This window comes from Roseibium sp. SCP15 (assembly GCF_040329435.1).
Lineage (GTDB): Bacteria > Pseudomonadota > Alphaproteobacteria > Rhizobiales > Stappiaceae > Roseibium.
Map to the genome: position 1 here is coordinate 73,808 of NZ_JBDZYI010000003.1, position 20,744 is coordinate 94,551.

Below are 20,744 nucleotides of genomic sequence, written 5' to 3' on the forward strand. Positions count from 1 at the left end.
TGCCGCGTTCTTCGTGTTTCTCAACCAATTCACACAAAGCATCACGCATGAAATTCGGCAAAAGCGGACAAAAGCGAAAATAATCGACAAAGAGAAATTCAATAAATCGCCCGTCGATACGATGGAGAACGAAAAATCAAACCATAAACCCTGTCAATACGGCAGATCCCGTACGTATTCTCCGCAGTTTCTTGAGATACTTCAGGCCTATATTTCGACTACTCTAGCCAAGAAACTTCAACACAACCTCTAATAAAGTTCATTTTATAATACAGCATTCAGAATTTCGTAGCTATTAGCAATTACTCTCGCGTGCCAAGAACAAAAACTCACCCACAAGGTGAAAAGAACAGGGATTTGGTGCGATTAACAAGTTTGGTCTACATTCGCTTGTATTCCGGATTAGTGTCATTCTGCTCACCATGGTGCTTTGCAGCATCCTCATGGTATCGGGTCTCAGTTATTTCGAACTGTCCAAAGCAACGAATGACAACGCCGTCGCCCGTATCGATCGTGCTGCCCATGCGGCTGTCACGATCCTGTCCACGGGCACCGGGAATGTCGTGCGTCCTGTTTTTAACGCGGAAGGCAATCCACTTGCCTTGAAGGGAAACTCAGATGAGTTCCCGTTTTCAGACGGCAAGAAACTCGACCGGCTCATCGCGGTGATCGGGGAAACCAATCAAGGGGCTGCCAGGCTTTTCAAGTGGTCTCCATCCGCGCGCTCGTTCGAGCAGGTTGTGCATTCTTCTCACACAGCTGAAAACAGCGACACGTCCGCCGCCCCGCTCAATCGCAAACATCCTGCCTTTGCCATCCTCAAGAAAGGTGCTCCTTTCGTCGGCAATGTTCCGGTAGAGAACCGACTTCGCCTTGCTTACCTGACACCAATTCTCTCCGACAAAGGGCAAGTCGTAGGCGCGATTGAAATTGATGTCGGCTGGATGGACGATCTCACGGCTGCGGAAAATCGCCTGCAGGCACGAATCCTTACCGCAGCTATCGCGATCATCGCCGGAGCCATGCTGGCAGGCTATCTGTTTCTGCGCCGCGAATTGAACCCCCTACGGCAACTCGCAAGCACTGCGGACGAACTTGCAAACGGAAAACAGCCCGTCCACGTTCCGCATGCTGACAGGCAAGATGAAATTGGCGACCTGGCCCACGGGCTTGATCGTGTCACCGACCTTCAGGACAAGCTGCACAAACTCGCCTATATCGACCAGGTGACAACTGCAGGAAATCGCGCCCGCTATTTCGCTGATCTCAATGACGCACTGAAAAGATCCCGATCAGGTTCCTTCGGAGCATCCCTTCTCCATTTTGATTTCAATGGATTTTCCAAGATCAACGACACTTTCGGTCAACAGGTCGGCAACCGTGTCCTCCTCCAGACCTATGTTCGGCTTGCAAACGTCTTTGGGCCGAGTGCCCAGATCGCCAGAATTTCGGCAGACGATTTCTGCATATTGCTTCCCTATGACAGCGACGGCGCTACCGCCGAAAGCTGCGCAAAGCGGGCTTTGGAGTTACTTGCAGCTCCCTTCAAACTCGATGAAGCGGAAATTCGGGTGGAGCCCTGCATCGGCATTGCTCTTCTGCCACGTGACGCCGAGGACGCCGAAACGGCCCACCGTGTTGCCGGGCTGGCGCTCAGAGAGGCAAAAGCGACCGACGGGTCCGGTTACGCGTTTTTTGCATCCCATTTCAACGAGCGCATTCAGACCGAAATGCTCATGGAAACGCTCCTGAGAGCAGCGCTGAAAACTCGCAAGCTCGTTCTGCACTATCAACCGCAGATCTGCCCGCGGAGCCGAACTCTGACCGGCCTGGAAGCGTTGATCCGGTGGCCGAGCGAAAAGCGAGGTTTTATCCCTCCCTCCGAGTTCATACCCATCGCGGAGAAAACCGGACTCATTCTTGACCTTGGCCAATATGTTCTTGAAGAGGCCTGCAAACAGGCGGCGCGGTGGACAAAGGCAGGGTTTGAGTTCAACCAGGTTTCCGTCAACGTTTCGCCACTCCAGTTCCGGCAACCAAGTTTTGCCGAAAACGTAAAGAACGTTCTGGAGTGGTACAGGCTGCCGGCCGACAAACTTTGCCTTGAGGTGACCGAGAACGTGTTCGTCGACACCAGCGAGCAAACCGTCCATGACATCCTGTCAAAACTCCAGAACATCGGTGTGCAATTGTCTCTGGACGATTTTGGCTCAGGCTATTCGTCACTCATTTACCTTCACCGGTTGCCTTTCAAGGAACTCAAAATCGACAGGGCCTTTCTTTCCGGCGCGGATCGCACCGAACAAAAGGAACAGCTCTTCCACGCGATTGTCGGCCTTGGCCGCAGCCTTGGCCTGCGCGTGGTGGCAGAAGGCGCGGAAACCGACGGAGAATTTGCACTGGCCTCGGCTCTTGGGTGTGACAGCGTACAGGGCTTCTACTTTTCGGCAGCAGTGCCTGCAGAAAACCTGCCAAGCCGCCTTCTGGAAATCGCTCATGCCCCAGCCAAAGAACTCACTGCCCGGAGCAAGCGGCCGGCCTGACCTGAGAAGTCCTGGAAACATTCATTGGCTTTGCGCTTTCAGCCAGCATCTGCCAACCGGACGGCAATTGCCAATTCCGGCCATCTGAAGCCCGCTAGCTCATGCTGCAATCAACGTGCAGCCACACGGAAGCGTTCCTAGAGAACTCTTCGACCAGCGACCCAGGCTTGCTTTACAAATGGATGCCCTTTAGCAACACCAACATGAAGAAGATCGGCCCTCTTCCCCTGCCTGATTTCACCTCGATCGGTCAGGCCAGACACTTCCGCGGGCATTCGGGTTACAAGGCGAACGGCAGCAGGAAGATCTTCATTAAAGGCGTCATCCCAAGCTATGGAGAATGCGCAGTCGAGCAAAGAGCGCGGCACGTAATCCGACGCAAGAATGTCCACCAGAGTTTCCTGCATGAGGTCTCTGACAGCCACGTTGCCGGACTGAGAGCCACCGCGAAGGACATTGGGCGCTCCTCCAACCACGTACATGCCATGATCCTTGGCCTTCCGCGCCGCCTCGATCGTGCAGGGAAACTCAGATACCGTGACACCTTCTGAAACGGCTTCGTCCACGTGATGCAACTCGGTATCGTCGTGACTGAGCAGCGGCAACTTGTGCTCATGGGCTAGTCCGACCACGGCTGGGCGGACTTGCTCGCTGATATCGTCGGAAAAGGTCAGAAGCTCTTGCGTGTTCCTTTCCGCCTCAGCGCGCGTTTCTCCCGTATCCGCCATCCTTCGCTCGATGTATGCTTCGATGTTCTTGCTCTGCCGGCGCCCCGGCAGGTGCTCCATGACCGAAACCATCCGAACAATTTCCTTGCCGATATTTTCTTCCGTCAAGCGGGCCGTTTCCGCGTCGGTCACTTCACAGCGCAAGTGAACAAGATGCTCGGCACGAAGCATTCCTGATGATTGCGCCAGCTCCAACGCGTCAATCATCGGTGCCAAAACCTCTCGCCGTTCCGGTCGAGTGACCGTCGCGCCGACACAAATACTGTCGAAGACCGTGGTGATCCCGCTGCCGATGATCTGGGCATCATGCGCAAGCGCCGCACGCAGCGGATCCCAGCGCACGTGAGCCCGTGGATAAACATGTTTTTCGAAATGATCGGTATGAATGTCTATCAAGCCGGGAAGCAGATAGTCGCCATTCAGATCTTCGCCCGATTGCGGCGAAACACCGGTATCAACAGTGACGATTTTGCCGGCGGCAAATGCAAGATGACCTGTAACGATCTCATCGCCCAGTATGATCCGGGCATTTTTCAAAACGGTCAGTTCGCTGCCTGTTGCGGCGGCCTTGTCAGCAAATGTCATGTGCTCTCCCAATGAAAAGCTGCTCGTACCCAAACCCAATACCGAGTCGGAAAATCCTGTTCAGGCAACAGGGCCTTTTACCGATGTTCCCGGCCCAAATTGTGAAGGTTTCCATACAAAGGCATGACAAATCGGGATCCAGGGCAAGGATAGCAACAAAGAGGCAATAGACCAGTTCAGCCGTTTCACCTGGACATTCACGACCTCTTGCCAAGCCCAATACGCTGAAAATCAACCCTTAAGGGCATTTGAACAAACAACCCTCAGAAGTACTGAGCGCTACATTGCCTTAGATATTATTTGGTGATTCAGATAGAATCGCTCGTCTATTCGCATAGCCAAAAAAGTCGGTTTTTTTGAAAAAAGGGAATCAAATTCATAAAAACGATACCCTTGTAACTAATTCACAGGCAGCTTACTTCGCCATATTCATTAACAGAACACTAATTTCCTCTTTCGAAAGAGGCATGTAGGGACCATTTCGTTGCAGGAAGGCAACAATTGTAAAATTTACAATTACACTGACCGCACAAACGCTTGGGAAAGCAACTAACGTATAATATTGTGCCGCAACTTATCATCTAAGTGGCGTCTTGGGCTATGCGTATAATTCCTGCACTCTTTCTGAGTGTGTGCTTGGTAGACTTTTCGTTCGCGGCCGATCTCAGGCAAGTTGTTCAAGAAGCAGTATCAACAAATCCGGATGTTCTTGAATCGGCCGCCAACCGGCGTGCGCGCGATTATGAGTATCGTCGTTCTCAAGGCGCGTTTCTGCCGACATTGGATGTCTCCGCAGCCCTCGGACCAGAGCGCCTGGACCGTCCGAACTCCTTTACCGCGAATGAAAATGACGAGTGGCGGTTTTCCAAGGAATTCACGGTGGCTGTAGAACAACTTCTGTTCGACGGCTTCACATCCGTGAACGAAGTCTATCGGCAAAGTGCACGCGTGGATGGCGCAGCCCTGCGAGTGATGGAACGCTCCGAGGCAACAGCACTGGATGCAGTTGAGTCTTATATCGATGTTCTGCGTCATACCGCGATCCTCTCAAAGGCCCGCCTGAACGTCGCAAAACACCGCAAGATCTATTCAGACGTACAATTGCGCTTTGAAGGTGGTGAAACCGGAGCTGCAGATCTATCTCAGGCCCGTGAACGGGTTGCGGCAGCTGAGGTCATCGTGACCGAAGTCCAGAAATCCCTTCTGGACACCATCGCAAAATACGAGCGCGTGGTCGGCCAGGAACCAAAGTCACTCGCCCCCGCAAAGCCGGCATCCCTCCCCTCGGGTTCGGTCAAGCATCTCGTTGATGTAGCTGTGCAAACGCACCCGTCGGTACGAGCCGCCATGGCCGATGCTGATGCGGCCGAATTCGAGTACAAATCCTCTCAAGGCAATTTCATGCCTGAAGTCGCCCTTCGGGGCGAAGCCACTGTTGGTGATGACCTGGGGGGAATTGAAGGTCGAAACAACGAATATTCGGGAAAGGTCGTCTTTTCCTGGAATCTCTTCAATGGTGGCCGGGATGCCGCGCTGACAAACGAATATGGCGAACGGTTCGTTGAAACGCAGATCCGGGTTGATCGAGTTCGCCGGGAATTGAAGGAAGGCATCGAGCGTTCCTACGCCTCCGTCACGACAACAACGGACCGTATCAAGGCATTGCGCGAGCAATTGGCGGCAAACCGCCAGGTCGTCGAAGGCTATCGGCAGGAATACGACATTGGTCAGCGTACGCTTCTTGACGTGCTGAACGCGGAAAATGCTCTATTCAACAGCGAAATCGAATTGATTTCCTCACGCGCCGTTTATGCGTTCTCGACCTATCAGTTGAGGGCAACATCCGGCGACCTGCTGGCTTACCTGAATGTGACACCGCCGGCAGAAGCGGCAGACGGACAGCGCGATAACGCTTCGATTTTCCCGCAATCCGGCGGCTTTGGCATCGAGCCGTTACGTAAATTCTAACAATTTCCGGGCAGGATAAAGCTTGCTGGCACCCCAGCAAGCTGAAAAATGAGACACGTACACCGCAGCAGGAATTCCCGCTGCCGGCGAATTCGTTTCGGACGGACACAATTCGTTCATGAAGGTTGAATTCCCGGTCACAGGACCAAAATGAGCGGTGACATAGCCTTAGAGCCTACGCCCGACATGCTGAATCAGGACGCCGATCAGAAGACTTTAGCGGGAACCACCCGACGGCCAACAGCCGAAAAAGACCCGCTTGCGGAAGCTCTGAAATACATCGCCCGTGTTCACGGATACCACGTGACCGACTCGGTCATCTGGAATGGCCTGCCCCAATCTCAGGAGTGCCTGACCGTTGGCATTCTCGGAAGGGCCGCTGGCAATTGCGGATTGAAGGTTCTGCCGGATCAGAAATTGCTTGATGCAATTCCACTTGCCGCGCTCCCTTGCATCGTTGCAACCAAGTCTTCGGAAATGCTGGTGCTGACTGGTCTCAACATGCAGAACGGAACCGTGGAGCTTGTTAATCCGAGCGAGCATACCGGTACGGTTCATCGCCCCTTGAGCGAGTTTCAGCACGAATACAGCGGGTATGCGATCTTTTTCCAGCCCGCATCGGATACGAGCGGCAAGAGCGAACGCGCATTGAACGCCCAGGGTCACTGGTTCTGGAGCACGATTTCAAGCTATTGGCGCGACTATGCGCACGTTGCAATGGCAGCCCTCCTGATAAACCTGCTCGCCCTCGCCTCTCCGCTTTTCACCATGAACGTTTATGATCGCGTGGTTCCCAATTTCGCGATCCCCACATTGTGGGCCTTGGCGATCGGCGTCATTCTCTCGCTGGTATTCGATTTTGTTCTGAAGATCGCCCGTGGCCAGATCATCAATGTTGCCGGCAAGCAGGCTGACAACGAACTGGCGAGCAAGATCTTTGCACATGCGCTGGCAATCGATTTCGAGAAACGACCTGTCAGCTCGGGGCAATTTGCCAACCACATCCGTGAATTTGAAAACGTTCGGGAATTCATCACCTCGTCGTCTCTGGTCTCGTTAATCGACCTGTTCTTCATCGGCATCTTCGTTGCAGTGCTTTTCCTGCTAGTTGGACCGATTGCCGTCGTTCCCCTCATTGCCATCCCGATCGTGCTTGCGATCAGCCTGTTCGTTCAGGCTCCCCTTTCCGGAGCGATTGAGAAATCGCACAAGGAAAGTGCCATCCGTCATTCCATCCTGGTGGAAAGTATCGCCAACCTGGACACGGTCCGGGCGCTGAATGCGGAAGGCCGTATGCAGACCAAGTGGGAACGCTCGGTGGCAGCCAGTAGCGCTGCAATCATGAAAGGACGCTTCTGGGCGTTGATCGCGCAATCAGGTACCGGGCTGGTGCAGGCCTCGGTATCGATCGGCATCATCGTTTGGGGCGTCTATCTCATTTCCAGCGGTGATATCACCATGGGGGCGCTCATTGCCGCCATGATGTTGTCTGGTCGTGTTTTGGCACCACTTGCAAATGTTGCAAACACGCTGACCCGGCTCCGACAAACCATGCATTCATTCAAAATTCTGAATGAAGTCATGACGACTGAAACGGAACGCAAACCAGGACGCACCTATATCAACAAACGCATTGCCTCCGGATCCGTCGAGTTCAAGGGCGTGAGCTTCCGTTATCCTGGTGCTGAGGATGACAGCCTGAAAAACGTATCGTTCAAAGTTGCGCCCGGCGAAACCGTTGGCCTGATTGGCCGCGTCGGATCTGGCAAAAGCACTGTCGGCAGGCTCACATCCGGCCTCTACTACCCGTCAAACGGAACCGTGCTGATTGACGGAACCGATACGCGCCAGTTCGACCCGGCGGACTTGAGAGCGAATGTCGGTTTCCTGTCTCAGGACAACGTACTCTTCAGCGGCACCGTCCGGGAGAACATCGCTGCTGGTGACCCGTTTGCCGATGATGATGCTCTTGTCGAAGCCGCAAGGATCGCCGGTGTTGAGGAGTTTGTTGCGCAGAACCCGCTGGGATACGACCTCCAGGTCGGCGAAGGCGGTCGGTTCCTGTCGGGTGGTCAGAAACAGGCCGTGGCACTTGCCCGAATTCTGCTTCGCAAGCCGCGTGTTCTGTTTTTGGATGAACCTTCCAGTCACCTTGACCTTGCCTCGGAGCGAAAGCTGATATCCAGATTAAAGGAATTTAACAGCCCGGACACAACGGTCATCATCAGCACACACCGCATGAGCCTCGTCGAACTGACCGACCGGCTGATCACCCTCGATTTCGGTAAGCTCGCCTTGGATGGACCAAGACAGGAGGTTCTGAAGAAGCTTCAGGAACTGGGCGCAGCAAACGCTGCCAATCACCAGAAGCCGGAAGGTAAAACATCATGAGCTCAGGTGATTGGAATTACGCCAACGATATTCGGGACGTCATCCGGACCAAACCACCCAGATACACGACCAACGTTGTCAGAATTGGCCTTTTGCTCTTTGTCGTCGGGATTACGTGGGCCTACTTTGCAACGCTGGAAGAGGTCACCCGCGGCGATGGGCGTGTGGTCCCGTCCCGGCAAATCCAGGTCGTGCAGGCTCCGGACCGCGGCATAGTGGAAAAGATTTTCGTCCGGGAAGGTGACATCGTTGAGGAAGGTCAACCCCTTATCGAGATTGATGATACGACTTTTTCGTCTCAGCTCGGCGAAATCCGGCAGAGGCGATGGGCCCTCATGGCACGTATCACGCGTCTCGATTCTGAAGCCGATCAACGCCCGTTGGAGTTTCCGGAACTTCTGACCAAAGCCGTTCCCGAGCTTATCGAAGAAGAAGAGAACGTCTATCGGGACAAAAAGGCTAGCCTGAACAACGAGCTCAGTGTTTTGCGCAACCAGTCTTCCCAGCGCGAACAGGAATATCAGGAGCTGCTGGCCAAGGAGACCAAGCTTCAGTCCGTCATCGAAATCATGAAGCGCGAGGTTGAAATCAACCAAAAGCTTTATGAGCGCAAGGTTCTGCCCGAAATCGAATTTCTTCGCCTGCAGCGACAGTTGAAGGAAAGTGAAGGCGAACTCCAGATCACCAGAGCATCCGTGCAACGCGCCTTGGCGGCGAAGGAAGAAGCAAAGGAACGCTCGCGCAATGCTGTTTCAAGTTTTGTTTCCGAAGCGCGACAACAACTTGCCGAGGCGCGTGGCGAGCTGGCAGTCATCAATGAAAGCATGAAAGGTGCGGCAGATCGTGTGCGCCGGACCGAGCTGGTTTCACCTGTAAAGGGCATCATCAACAAGCTCAACATCACCACCATCGGCGCGGTTGTTCAACCGGCAGCCGACCTGGTTGAGATCGTTCCTTTGGAGGACACCCTTCTCATCGAGGCGCAAATTCGACCGAAGGATGTGGCCTTTCTTTATCCTGGTCAGAACGCCCAAGTGAAGATTACCGCCTATGACTTTTCCGTATACGGCGGACTTGACGGCAAATTGGAGCGGATCAGTGCAGACACAACGGAAGATGAGGAAGGTAATCGCTTCTTCCGCGTCATGATCCGAACAGATAAAAACTATCTTGGTTCAGATACTGATCCTTTACCAATAATACCAGGAATGGTGGCGTCAATAGATATATTAACCGGTGAGAAAACGGTTCTGGACTACATCTTAAAGCCGATCAAGAAAGTACGGGACGAAGCACTCCGGGAGCGCTGACGTCTCGACAATAAATGAGGCGATCGGCAGATGGAACAGAGTGCAACCGCTCCGGTATTGCCGGTAGCGAACGGGAAAGTTGTGCCCAAAACCTGGCAAGCGCTGCTTTGCGCACTTGCCTTGCAGACGGCGATCTCACACGCACATGCAGAAGAACCACGGACTGGTTCTGATAAGACCCGGGAGCTGCTTCAGTCCTCCTTGCTGGTGTCCGCTCGCGCGCAGTCGCTTGTTGCCGAACTTCATTTTTCACCAGTTGTAGCCTCGCCTCCTGCAAGGCCTGTGAAACTGTCTGCCGTCCGATTGACACCAACCACAAAGCCAAGGGAAACCGTCACTCCCCTGCCACCAAGCGATAGATCCGGTCTGAAACCGACTCTCATTTTTGGGTCCATGGGCAAGTCTGTTCCACTGACACCAGTAACAAAACGCTGGCAACGGGCAATGAGCGATCTATCCCCGGACAGTCAGAAAGCGAATGCTCGGCGTCAGGATTTTCGCGCGTATTCGGCAATTCTGAATCAAGTCAAAACAAAGCGCCGGGGTCTTCAGATTCCGAAGGTGAATTACATGGTCAACCGCCTGCTGTCCTATCAGGAAGACAGCAGTCTTTGGAAAACAGGTGAGTACTGGGCAAGCCCGGTCGAAACTCTCCGGCATCGCGCAGGAGACTGCGAAGACTATGCTATTTTGAAATACGCCCTTTTGAGAGATCTGGGTGTTGAGGACGAAGACATGCGGATCGTAGTCCTGCGGGATACGGCAGCAAGGCAATATCACGCGGTCCTTTCCGTCCGCCACAAAGGCAAATGGCTCATTCTGGACAATCGTTTCTCTCGCATCCGTTTTGAGAGAGATCTTCCACACTATCAGCCTCTTTATTCTGTAAATGCTGCAGGCGAATGGTCTCATTTGCCGCAAAAGGGTGATCCGATCCGTCTCGCTTCCCGCCTGAAATCAGCAACTCGTTAAAGCCGCACCCCAGTTGCTCACTGCATGAGCTCTCTTTGAGTTGCAGCGAGGTCGCGCTTTCAAGCTCCCCAAAACCCGCAGGGGCATGCTATAGGCACCATATGGTAGACAAACCTCAAAGTGCCGTGATTCGAACACGTTCCAGCTTTTCTCCTGCTCTGTGTTTCGCCCTTGGGGGCTGTCTCGTGGGGGGGGGCATCGTTGTTGGTGGTTTCACACTGGCGGAAGGTCAAAGGACCGCGCTTGAGGAACATGCGGCATCAAGGGCAGTTGTGCACCAGCAACTCATATCCGCGCTAAGCGAAGCACGCCTGACCGTCCCCCGCTTGCGCCTTGAAGAACTCGCCACCTTGCCTCTCATTCCTGAATATCTCGCTATTGCCAGCAAGCACCCGGACAGCGAAGACACTGTGGAACTGGAGAATTATCTCCGGACCATTTTGAACGCTGCGAGCGAAGAGACGGGATTGGAACGCATTACACTGGAAACGGTCGATGGAACCGAGCTGCTGGCTTCCGGGCAAAGCCCCGCCTCTGCCCCAATTACCGAGACTCCCAGGCTCGAAGCCGACGTCCTCGATTTTGAAGATCTGAAGAGCGTTTCGGGCAAACTCGCCGGATACCTGCCAGAAAGCGCCATGAGCGTGTTGCTGCCTCAGGCTGGCGAAGGCGTCGAAGTCACCTCGAGCATTTCAGCCTCCGGGGCAGGCAGTGCCTCCAGCATTTCAACCATACCGGACAGAACGCGACTGCTGGCAATTCTTGGCGGACTTGCATCGGCTATGCTGGGTCTCTTGGGCGCAGTGCTGATGAAACGGCAACGAGGGCCATTGTCCTGAAACCGACGGGCGAAAAACGCCCCCGTATTCCATGACCACGTTGATGTGCTACCTGATACGCCGGGCAGCATGCAAAAAAGGCGGACCATACGATCCGCCTTTTTTGTTTCGTCAATTCATCTCGCGTCAAGCGACCGAGACATTCACCTCAGAGCCATCATTGTCCATGACGATACGAATGGTATCTCCCATAGAAGCGTGATCTTCCAGAGTTGCTGCTTCCTGCCAGTCATGGCCTGCCGCGGCTCCATCCAGGTCAACTTCGATCTTCACGCTGCCGTCGACATTCTCAGTCGCCCGGACAAGGTCTTCAGTCAGCTCGCCCGACTTGAAAGCGGCATCCAGGAGATCGCCCAGATCAAACTTGTCACCATCATCAAAAGTATAGTCGGTGATGATGTCGGCTTCTGCGAGAGAATCCAGAACAAAGGTATCAGCGTCTTCGCCACCAGTCAGTGTGTCTGCCCCAAGACCGCCGGCAAGCAGGTCTTCTCCGGAGCCGCCGTTCAGTTCATCCTGTCCCGCTTCACCGTAGAGTGAATCCGCTCCATCCAGACCATTAATCAGGTCATCACCACCGCGTCCCCATAGTTTGTTGTCAGAATTGTCGCCAACGATGAGATCCCGATGGTTGCTGCCGATAATATTTTCGATGCTGACAAGATCATCGTGTTCGACGGTCTCGTTGGCAATGCCCTGGGTCAAGTCTGTCCATCCCAGAGCTTTGTTGCTCAGGTCTGTTGCCCAGGCCTGGTCCAGACGGACATAGACACCTTCGTTGTCACCAGAGTATTCCGCCGCATCGGTGCCTTCACCGCCGTCCAGGAGATCCGATCCTTCACCACCAAGCAGACGATCGTTGCCTTCTCCACCGAAGAGGTCATCGTCTCCGCCTTGGCCGTCCAGTCGATCATTTCCACCGCCGCCAGTGATTGTATTGGACACATCGTTGCCGACGATCAGGTCCCGGTAATCAGTACCAACCAGATTCTCGATACTGACCAGGTCGTCATGTTCAACGGTTCCATTGGCGATACCCTGTGTCAGCGCAATCCATCCCAACGAATTGTTGGCGACAGACGTTGCCCAGGCGTGATCCATGCGAATGTAAACACCTTCGGTGTCCGCGGAATAATCGACCGTATCGATCCCCTCACCGCCATCGAGAAGGTTTGTGCCGCTCCCGCCGAGCAGAAGATCATTGCCTTCTCCGCCAAACAGCTCATCGTCACCCTCGAGACCGGCAAGGCGATCGTTTCCGCCTCCGCCCCAGATCGCGTTGTTTGCGGAATCGCCAACAATCAGGTCCCGGTAATCGGTACCGATGATGTTTTCAATGCTGACAAGGTCATCGTGTTCAACAGTGTCGTTGGCAATGCCTTGCGTCAGAGCAGACCATCCCAGTGACTTGTTGGCGAGAGCGGTCGCCCAGGCATGATCCATGCGAACATAGATACCTTCGGCGTCTTCCGAATAGTCGGCAGTATCGGTACCCTGCCCGCCGTCAAGACGGTCAAATCCGGCACCGCCTCGCAGCCGGTCGTCTCCTTCATCACCGGAAAGATCATCATTGCCGCCGAGGCCAACCAGCAGATCGTTGCCCCCGCTTCCCTGGAGATGGTTGGCGCTGTCGTCGCCAATCAGGATGTCATCGGACGAGCCTCCAACTGCATCGATGATGCCGGATACATCGTCTTCACCGACGACCAGCGAAGAAACACCTGAGCGGTCCGTTGCGGTATTTGCAGAAACTGTCTGTCCCTGTTCAGTCTGTTCGCTGTCACTCAAATTGACAAAGACACCTGTCGACAGCACGGAGTAGTCAATAGAGGATATCGTTCCCGCCGCATCCACACGGACGGTAAACGAACTGTCTTCACTTACATCCTGATCAGAATCGGTTGCGTTGAAGCTGAAGGTCAGATCGATGTAATGATCGGTGCCAACAGGCGCCAAATGGTCGACTGGCTGGACCAGTTCAAAGCTGTAGCTACCTGCGGCAGCATCCGAAAGAGCAACAGTCAGCACAACAGTGCTGTCGGTTAACGAAGTCGGCTCTATCGCCCCTGTAAACCCGACGAATACGCCACCAATGAAAGTGAACTGCACGAGCTCACCATTGGATCTGAGTTCGGTCAGATCGCCATTGGCGTCCCTGAACGAAACATTGGCAGCTGCAGAAGTGGTATCAGCAAACGAAACCGATCTGTCGCCAGCACCCGCCCCACTCGTTGCGTTGCCGTCATCGGCGCCCCATTCAATCTCCAATGAGATATCGCTCAGAACCTTTGTACCGTCTTCGAATACGGTCTCGATTTCGGGGGTACCTGCCTCAGGTCCCCCGTCATCGATAACGACAAGCGCGCTCGCTGTGTCGGTGTCACCATCCCCATCAGTGACCGTAAAGTCCATACGGATTGCCAGCTGATCGTCAGCTCCAGTTTGCCCGTCGTCAGGATGGTCGAACGAAACAAATTGCTGGTAAGTGTAGCTGCCATCGGGCTGAACAATAATCTGGAATGCTGTGATGCCGCTTCCTTCCAGAACGCCTTCGACAGTAATTTCGCCAGAGGCATTAACGGAAGAAGTCCAGGTGATCGGCGTCCCGTCCGATGTCAGATCACCGCGTCTTGCGGCACCGCTTTCCTCCCGGTCGATGCCTCTGACGTAGTCGCCGTTTGACGTGATGCTGATGCCGGTTACGGTCGCGCCATCGGCACCACCGTCGAACTGCAGTTGGCCGGAAATCAACGTGTTCAGATCGCCCGCCTCGTCAAGACGCACATTGGAACCTCGACGGAAAGCATCCGGACCGTCGTCATCGAATGTCACGTCGGCACCGATGGCAACGTCGGCGGACACAGCATCCCCGTCAGCGTCCGTGACGGTCAGCACTGCCGAAATCTTGCCGGCAAGATCAATATGCTCGTCCGATGTCGATGTGTCGTCATGCTTCAGAGACTGGTACTGGACGATGCTCACCCGGCCACGAAGGTCGATATGAATGGCAAAGACCGCCTCGCCAGTGTCGATCCGTCCCACAACCAGATCCCCTTCCATCGAAAGGGTGATTGCCTCATTCTCAGTTGTAAACAGACCGGAATCCGGATCATCGATCCTCAGTTCCAGGGTACGTGTCGCCTGATCATCAGCTCCACCATTCAGTGAATAGTCTACAACGTCATAGCGGGCATAAATCGGTCCAACCAAATCCACATCTGACCCCGTGACGGAGACATTGTTGAACAGGTTCACAACGCGTGGATTGTATTGTCCGGTGTTGGGATTGAAGACATTGTCACTGTGCTCGCCATGCGTTTCGTCGATGCGAACATAGTCGTCCACCCAGATCTCCGGCTCGGGCACATCATCCGTCACGTCGACAAGGAATTGACCCGACAAGCCAATCGTGTCGCCGTCACCGTCAGTAGCTTCGATCACTGCACCGAAGTCAATCTGAGCCAACGGCCCTGTCGCGGAAACGAGTTCGGAGTTTTCACCACCACCAGAAACATGATCCAGCTGGTCATTCAGAAGAACAGCGTAATCACCGTCTTCACTCAATGCGAGCCCCAGAACAGGCCGGTCCAGGGCCAGATCGAAACTGCCATCTCCATCGTCGACAAAACCAACCAGAAGCGAAGTGCCACCGACGGAAATCACTTCAAAAGACAAGGTTTCGCCGTTCGAACTCAGCCCCAGTGTCTCCATCGTTGCTGCAGCATCGCTCGCAAACGCAAAGGCACCTGTTTGAGCAGCGCCGTCGGCACCGAAGTTCACTGTGTTTGCGATTGACCCACTGGAAATTGCCGGGCCGAACAGAGCGTCGAACGGTCCGGTCAACGATCCGTCAGCGTCACCGTCAAAAGGCCCGTTGCCTTCAGATTCCGGAGTGACGATGTCATCCTCATCCACCGTAGCAGTGACAACCTCATCAACAACAGGTGCATCGTCGTCAACGCGAACCGCAAAGGCTCCATCGACGCTGTCGCCATCACTGTCCGTTGCGGTGAAGTCGAATGTCAGACGGATATTGTCTTCCTTGCCTGCACCCTGATGATCCAGAACGTCCAGGATCTCGAAGTCGTAAGATCCGTTGTCCTGATCCGACAGCGTCACTTCAAAGACAACACGCTCACTGCCGCCGTTGAAGGTGCTCGAGGCAACATAGCCGACAAGCTTCGCGCCATTGTCTTCCAGGCGGAATTCAACTGTCTCGCCTCGGGACGTCAGCACATCCAGCTCAGTGGTGCCACGGCTGACAAGAACATCCGCAGAAGCAAATGCGACGGAACGGTCGCCATTGCCGGTGCTTGCACCGCCATCAACGGTGCTGTTGGCATCGTCCGCGCCCCAGGAGATGTTCAGCGAACGGCCGGACGTCGTCGCATCATCGCGAGCACCACCCGTCGCATAATCACCTTCATTGTCCGGATAGCTCTCACCGACATTGCCACCGGCAAGACCGTCTTCATCAACCTGGCTGAAGCGAACGTCGTCCAGAACTGGTGCATCGTCGTCAACACGAACCGCGAAGGTCCCGTCGACGCTGTCACCATCGCTGTCCGTTGCAGTGAAGTCGAACGTCAGTCGGATGTTGTCTTCCTTGCCTGCACCCTGATGATCCAGAACGTCCAGGATCTCGAAGTCGTAGGATCCGTTGTCCTGATCCGACAGCGTCACTTCGAAGACAACGCGCTCGCTGCCGCCATTAAAGGTGCTCGAGGCAACATAGCCGACAAGCTTCGCGCCATTGCCCTCAAGGCGGAATTCAACTGTCTCGCCTCGGGACGTCAGTGCATCCAGCTCAGTGGTGCCACGGCTGACAAGAACATCGGCTGATGCAAACTCCACGGACCGGTCGCCATTGCCGGTGCTTGCACCGCCATCGACTGTGCTGTTGGCATCGTCCGCGCCCCAGGAGATGTTCAGCGAACGGCCGGACGTCGTCGCATCGTCGCGCGCACCGCCCGTGGCATAATCGCCTTCATTGCCCGGATAGCTCTCACCGACATTGCCACCGGCAAGACCGTCTTCGTCAACCTGGCTGAAGCTCACATCGTCCAGAACAGGTGCATCGTCGTCAACGCGAACCGCGAAGGTCCCGTCGACGCTGTCGCCATCACTGTCTGTCGCGGTGAAGTCGAACGTCAGACGGATATTGTCTTCCTTGCCTGCACCCTGGTGATCCAGAACGTCCAGGATCTCGAAGTCGTAGGATCCGTTGTCCCGATCGGACAGCGTCACTTCGAAGACAACGCGCTCGCTGCCACCGTTGAAGGTGCTCGAGGCAACATAGCCGACAAGCTTCGCGCCATTGTCCTCAAGACGGAACTCAACCGTCTCGCCACGAGACGTCAGTGCATCCAGCTCAGTGGTGCCACGGCTGACAAGAACATCCGCAGACGCAAACTCCACGGAACGGTCGCCATTGCCGGTGCTTGCACCGCCATCAACGGTGCTGTTGGCATCGTCCGCGCCCCAGGAGATATTCAGCGAACGGCCGGACGTCGTCGCATCATCGCGTGCACCGCCCGTCGCATAATCACCTTCATTGTCCGGATAGCTCTCACCGACATTGCCGCCGGCAAGACCGTCTTCATCAACCTGACTGAAGCTCACATCGTCCAGAACTGGTGCATCATCGTCAACACGAACCGCGAAGGTCCCGTCGACGCTGTCACCATCGCTGTCCGTTGCGGTGAAGTCGAAGGTCAGACGGATATTGTCTTCCTTGCCTGCACCCTGATGATCCAGAACGTCCAGGATCTCGAAGTCGTAGGATCCGTTGTCCTGATCGGACAGCGTCACTTCAAAGACTACGCGCTCGCTGCCGCCGTTGAAGGTGCTCGAGGCAACATAGCCGACAAGCTTTGCGCCATTGTCTTCCAGGCGGAATTCAACTGTCTCGCCTCGGGACGTCAGCGCATCCAGCTCAGTGGTGCCACGGCTGACAAGAACATCCGCAGACGCAAACTCCACGGAACGGTCGCCATTGCCGGTGCTTGCACCGCCATCAACGGTGCTGTTGGCATCGTCCGCGCCCCAGGAGATGTTCAGCGAACGGCCGGACGTCGTCGCATCGTCGCGCGCACCGCCCGTTGCATAATCGCCTTCATTGTCCGGATAGCTCTCACCGACATTGCCGCCGGCAAGCCCCTCTTCGTCAACCTGGCTGAAGCGAACGTCTCCAGTCAAAACCGGGCTGTCATCATCGACGGTTATCTGGAAAGAGGAAGACGCCGAATCGCCATCGCTGTCTGTCGCCGTGAAGTCGAAAGTCAGCGCAATATCATCCTCGAAATCTGCTTCCGGATGATCGAGCGCATCATTCAGGTCCAGCACAAAGGAACCGGAATTCTCATCCGACAAAGTAACAGTGAAAACAACCCGTCCATCAGTGGATGTAGCGGTCAGAACGCTGTCACCATTGGAAAGCTCGTAGCTCAGCGCTTCCCCATGAGAGGTCAAAGCCAGGGCTTCAAGAGTTGCGATCGCAGTCGTTGCAAATGTCACGGACCGATCGCCGTTACCGGAGCTTGTGCCTCCATTCGCAACACTGTTTGACGCGTCTGCACCCCATTCGATCGCCAGGTCACCCGCGACCGTTGTCGCATCGCCATCAGTATCCAGAATGCCGTCTGAAACCGTGGTGTTGTCTCCGGATTGAGCATCATCATTGCCGTCAGCAAGATCGCCCTGCGTGCCGGCAAGGTCGTCTTCGTCAACCCTGGCGGAAGACGTTTCAACAATCACGGGAGCATCGTCGTCAACGGTTACTTCAAAGGTGGAGGAAGCAGCATCGCCATCACCATCAGTCGCCGTGTAGGTAATCGACAGGATGATGTCATCTTCAGTGCCGGCTTCTGAATGATCGAGATTGCCCACAAGCGTGAATTCATAGCTGCCGCTGTCGGCATCCGACAGAGTTGCTAAGAAAACAACGCTGCCATCGGCGCTGGACGCGGGCTCGGCATCACCTGTGTATCCAACGAGCGTTCCATCGGCGAGAACAGCGATCGAAACGGAGTTTCCGTTTGAAGTCAGCCCGCTCAAACCTGGCTGTGCGACGGAGAATGCCACTGACCGGTCACCGGTTCCACCTCCGGAAGTCGGGTTGCCGTTGTCCGATCCCCAACTGATCCCCAGACCTCCACTGGACGTGACCGCAGAACCGCTCAGATCGCCGTCATAGCCAGTATCAACGTTTCCATCAGTCAGCCCGTCTTCATCGACAGATGATGCATCGGAAGCACCGATTTCAACATCGTCATCGGCAACACTGACGAGGAAGCTGGTACCAACGGAATCTCCATCCGTATCGGTCGCCGTTATGCTGAAGGAAACCGGAAGGGATTCATCAAAATCAGCACCCAAATGGTCGAGATTGCCTTCGAGCGTGAAGACATATTCGGCGCCAGACGCGCCACCTGCGAACACATTCGGAACGATGTCGAGCGTCACGGTGAAAACAGTTTCACCGGTTCCTTGCTTGGTCGCAGTCAGCGTCTGCCCGCCGTCGGCGTTGGAGACGATCGCGTATGTAAGTGCAACTCCATCGGAAGACAGATCAAGCGGATTTCCGGCAGAATCGAGAGGGACTCCCGCTCCATTCGTATCGAAAGTCAGGGTTGGAGACTGCCCTGCATTTTCTCCGAAATTGATGCCGAGGCTTCCTGTCGCCACAAGCGGACCCTGACCGGCCTCATTGCCGTCGGCGAGGTTTCCTTCATCAATCGCCCCGGCATCTGCTGCCGATACAACTGTTGGAACTGTATTGACTTCGCCGTCAGTGAACTCGTCAATCGATCCGCCACGGGTTCCGGGCCCTTCGCCGATCAGCAGGTCAAAGACATCAAGCCCCGGGCCAAGCTCTCCGATGCTTGCGTCCTGGAAGTCCTGGCCGGAGCCTTGAGGGCCGCCGAGCGCCGTTGCCAAATTGCTGGTTTCGCCTGCGGCGGTTTGAACCTCATCAGCGACCTGCAAGTTCGCAACGGAGATGAACTGGTCGATGGAAATCGTTTCGCCATCGAACACCACAGCGACCTGGTCTGCTCCCTCGCCAGCGAAGAAGTCCTGCACGATGACATCACCGCCATTGGCGAAAATCATCTGCAGATCGCCACCGATGCGAATGAACGAAATATCCTCGTTAAGGATTTGTCGGAAGTCCACCAACTGACCGGGAAGTCTCGTTGCCGTAACACTGGTCCCCGCAGCCGGTTGCAATAGCTCTATTGGCAGAGCGGCATTTTCACCGCCTCCTCCGGTTCCAGAATTTGCTGGAGTGATAGCCTGCGCAATCCGAACGAGATCATTCATATCAAACCACTTGGTAGGTTTCGGTCACATTTACATAAAATCTTCCTCTTAGATTTACAGATTTTTCACCTTCGATAAAACTCAAACTTTCATTAACTTTATTAAAGGTAAACGCCTGATGGGATTAGGGTATTCGCCTTACCCATAGCAACGAATCGCCTGCAAATGCTGAGTAATCCACACATATGAATTGTCCCAATTCGGGACAGCGCAGATCTAAAATTGAGGTTTTTCGGATAACGGCACTAAGGACAAATAAAACCAAAATAAAATTTGAAACAATTTCGAAAACAATTCGATCAATATGGATGGAAACAAAAAAACCGCACCAAAAGACTTACAAGCAAAAGCAAAATTTATAGAAATATTTATGTAAAATACATCTAAAATTTTAGATATCAGCCACTCGAGACATTAAAAATTGGTAATGAATATTCGAAAATTTGAATAAACTATTAGGTACTTGGAAATTTGAACTGACTCACTTTCCCGTAAAAGCGGCAATTCGACTCCTGACTTTTGCCAGATACCTCTCCCTGCTGGACTGGGTCGAGGTGTCCATCTTGTAGTGCGCCAGAAACAGGGTTTTACAGCCCGGCTTTGCCAGGAATTTGATCCCTCTCAAGATGATCTTTCTGCCCGGTTCACCAATCAGTTTTGAAATCCACCAGCTGGCGCCACACGTCGTAACGATGGCAATGCGCGAAATGTTGTGCATTTTCGGTCGCATGGGCTCTGTTTCGGTTGGCATTTCAAAGGTTTCATAGGGAACCCAGACCCGCTCCAGCCAGCCCTTGAGCATTGCCGGCTGGCTGAACCACCAGGTCGGATAAACGAAGACCAGAGCTTCACACCATTTGATATCGGCAAGATCGTCAGCAATCGGAACGGTGTTCAACTGCGGTGTGTGGTAGCTCCGTCGCTCCTGAGCGCTCATGACGGGGTCAAACTCTCTCGCATAGAGGTCGGTCAGACGTACTTCATGGCCGCTCTCTTCCAGGGTCTCCACCACGGCCTTGCAGATCGCAGCATTGTAACTCTCCTGGCAAGGATGACTGAAAACAACGAGTACCCGCATTCGATAAG

At 54.4% G+C, this 20,744-nt stretch carries 9 protein-coding genes; 6 read left to right on the top strand and 3 right to left on the bottom strand.

The genetic code is table 11. From position 1 onward, the window contains the following. Positions 1–443 precede the first annotated feature (443 nt). Positions 444–2,543: an EAL domain-containing protein gene (locus ABLO27_RS14155; RefSeq protein WP_353033591.1), complete on the top strand. Its 2,100-nt coding sequence runs from the start codon at positions 444–446 to the stop codon at positions 2,541–2,543. Between the two features lie 137 nt (positions 2,544–2,680). On the opposite strand, the gene ABLO27_RS14160 is transcribed toward ABLO27_RS14155, so the two are convergent. Further along, on the bottom strand, positions 2,681–3,856 hold the full coding sequence (locus tag ABLO27_RS14160) for an alpha-D-ribose 1-methylphosphonate 5-triphosphate diphosphatase (protein WP_353033592.1): 1,176 nt from the start codon (positions 3,854–3,856) through the stop codon (positions 2,681–2,683). Positions 3,857–4,486: 630 nt separating this feature from the next. Between ABLO27_RS14160 and ABLO27_RS14165 the strand changes: the two genes are divergently transcribed. The 5 genes from ABLO27_RS14165 (at position 4,487) to ABLO27_RS14185 (ending at position 11,336) form a co-directional block, all read left to right on the top strand. After that, positions 4,487–5,824: a TolC family outer membrane protein gene (locus ABLO27_RS14165; RefSeq protein ID WP_417714808.1), complete on the top strand. Its 1,338-nt coding sequence runs from the start codon at positions 4,487–4,489 to the stop codon at positions 5,822–5,824. Between the two features lie 186 nt (positions 5,825–6,010). After that, on the top strand, positions 6,011–8,215 hold the full coding sequence (locus ABLO27_RS14170) for a type I secretion system permease/ATPase (RefSeq protein ID WP_353033594.1): 2,205 nt from the start codon (positions 6,011–6,013) through the stop codon (positions 8,213–8,215). Then, positions 8,212–9,525 (top strand): HlyD family type I secretion periplasmic adaptor subunit, encoded by a 1,314-nt coding sequence (locus ABLO27_RS14175; protein ID WP_353033595.1) that lies wholly within the window; start codon positions 8,212–8,214, stop codon positions 9,523–9,525. The genes ABLO27_RS14170 and ABLO27_RS14175 overlap by 4 nt, the downstream gene beginning before the upstream one ends. 444 nt (positions 9,526–9,969) lie before the next feature. Beyond that, entirely contained in the window at positions 9,970–10,497 is a 528-nt protein-coding gene (locus ABLO27_RS14180) for a transglutaminase-like cysteine peptidase (protein WP_353033596.1), read from the top strand. A 185-nt stretch (positions 10,498–10,682) separates the two neighbouring features. Then, entirely contained in the window at positions 10,683–11,336 is a 654-nt protein-coding gene (locus tag ABLO27_RS14185; protein ID WP_353033597.1) for a hypothetical protein, read from the top strand. Between the two features lie 126 nt (positions 11,337–11,462). Here ABLO27_RS14185 and ABLO27_RS14190 read toward each other — a convergent pair whose 3' ends face one another. After that, positions 11,463–19,658: a DUF5801 repeats-in-toxin domain-containing protein gene (locus ABLO27_RS14190; RefSeq protein WP_353033598.1), complete on the bottom strand. Its 8,196-nt coding sequence runs from the start codon at positions 19,656–19,658 to the stop codon at positions 11,463–11,465. A 481-nt stretch (positions 19,659–20,139) separates the two neighbouring features. Beyond that, positions 20,140–20,736, bottom strand: a complete 597-nt coding sequence (locus ABLO27_RS14195) for an NAD(P)H-dependent oxidoreductase (protein WP_353033599.1) — start codon at positions 20,734–20,736, stop codon at positions 20,140–20,142. Between the last annotated feature and the right edge of the window lie 8 nt (positions 20,737–20,744).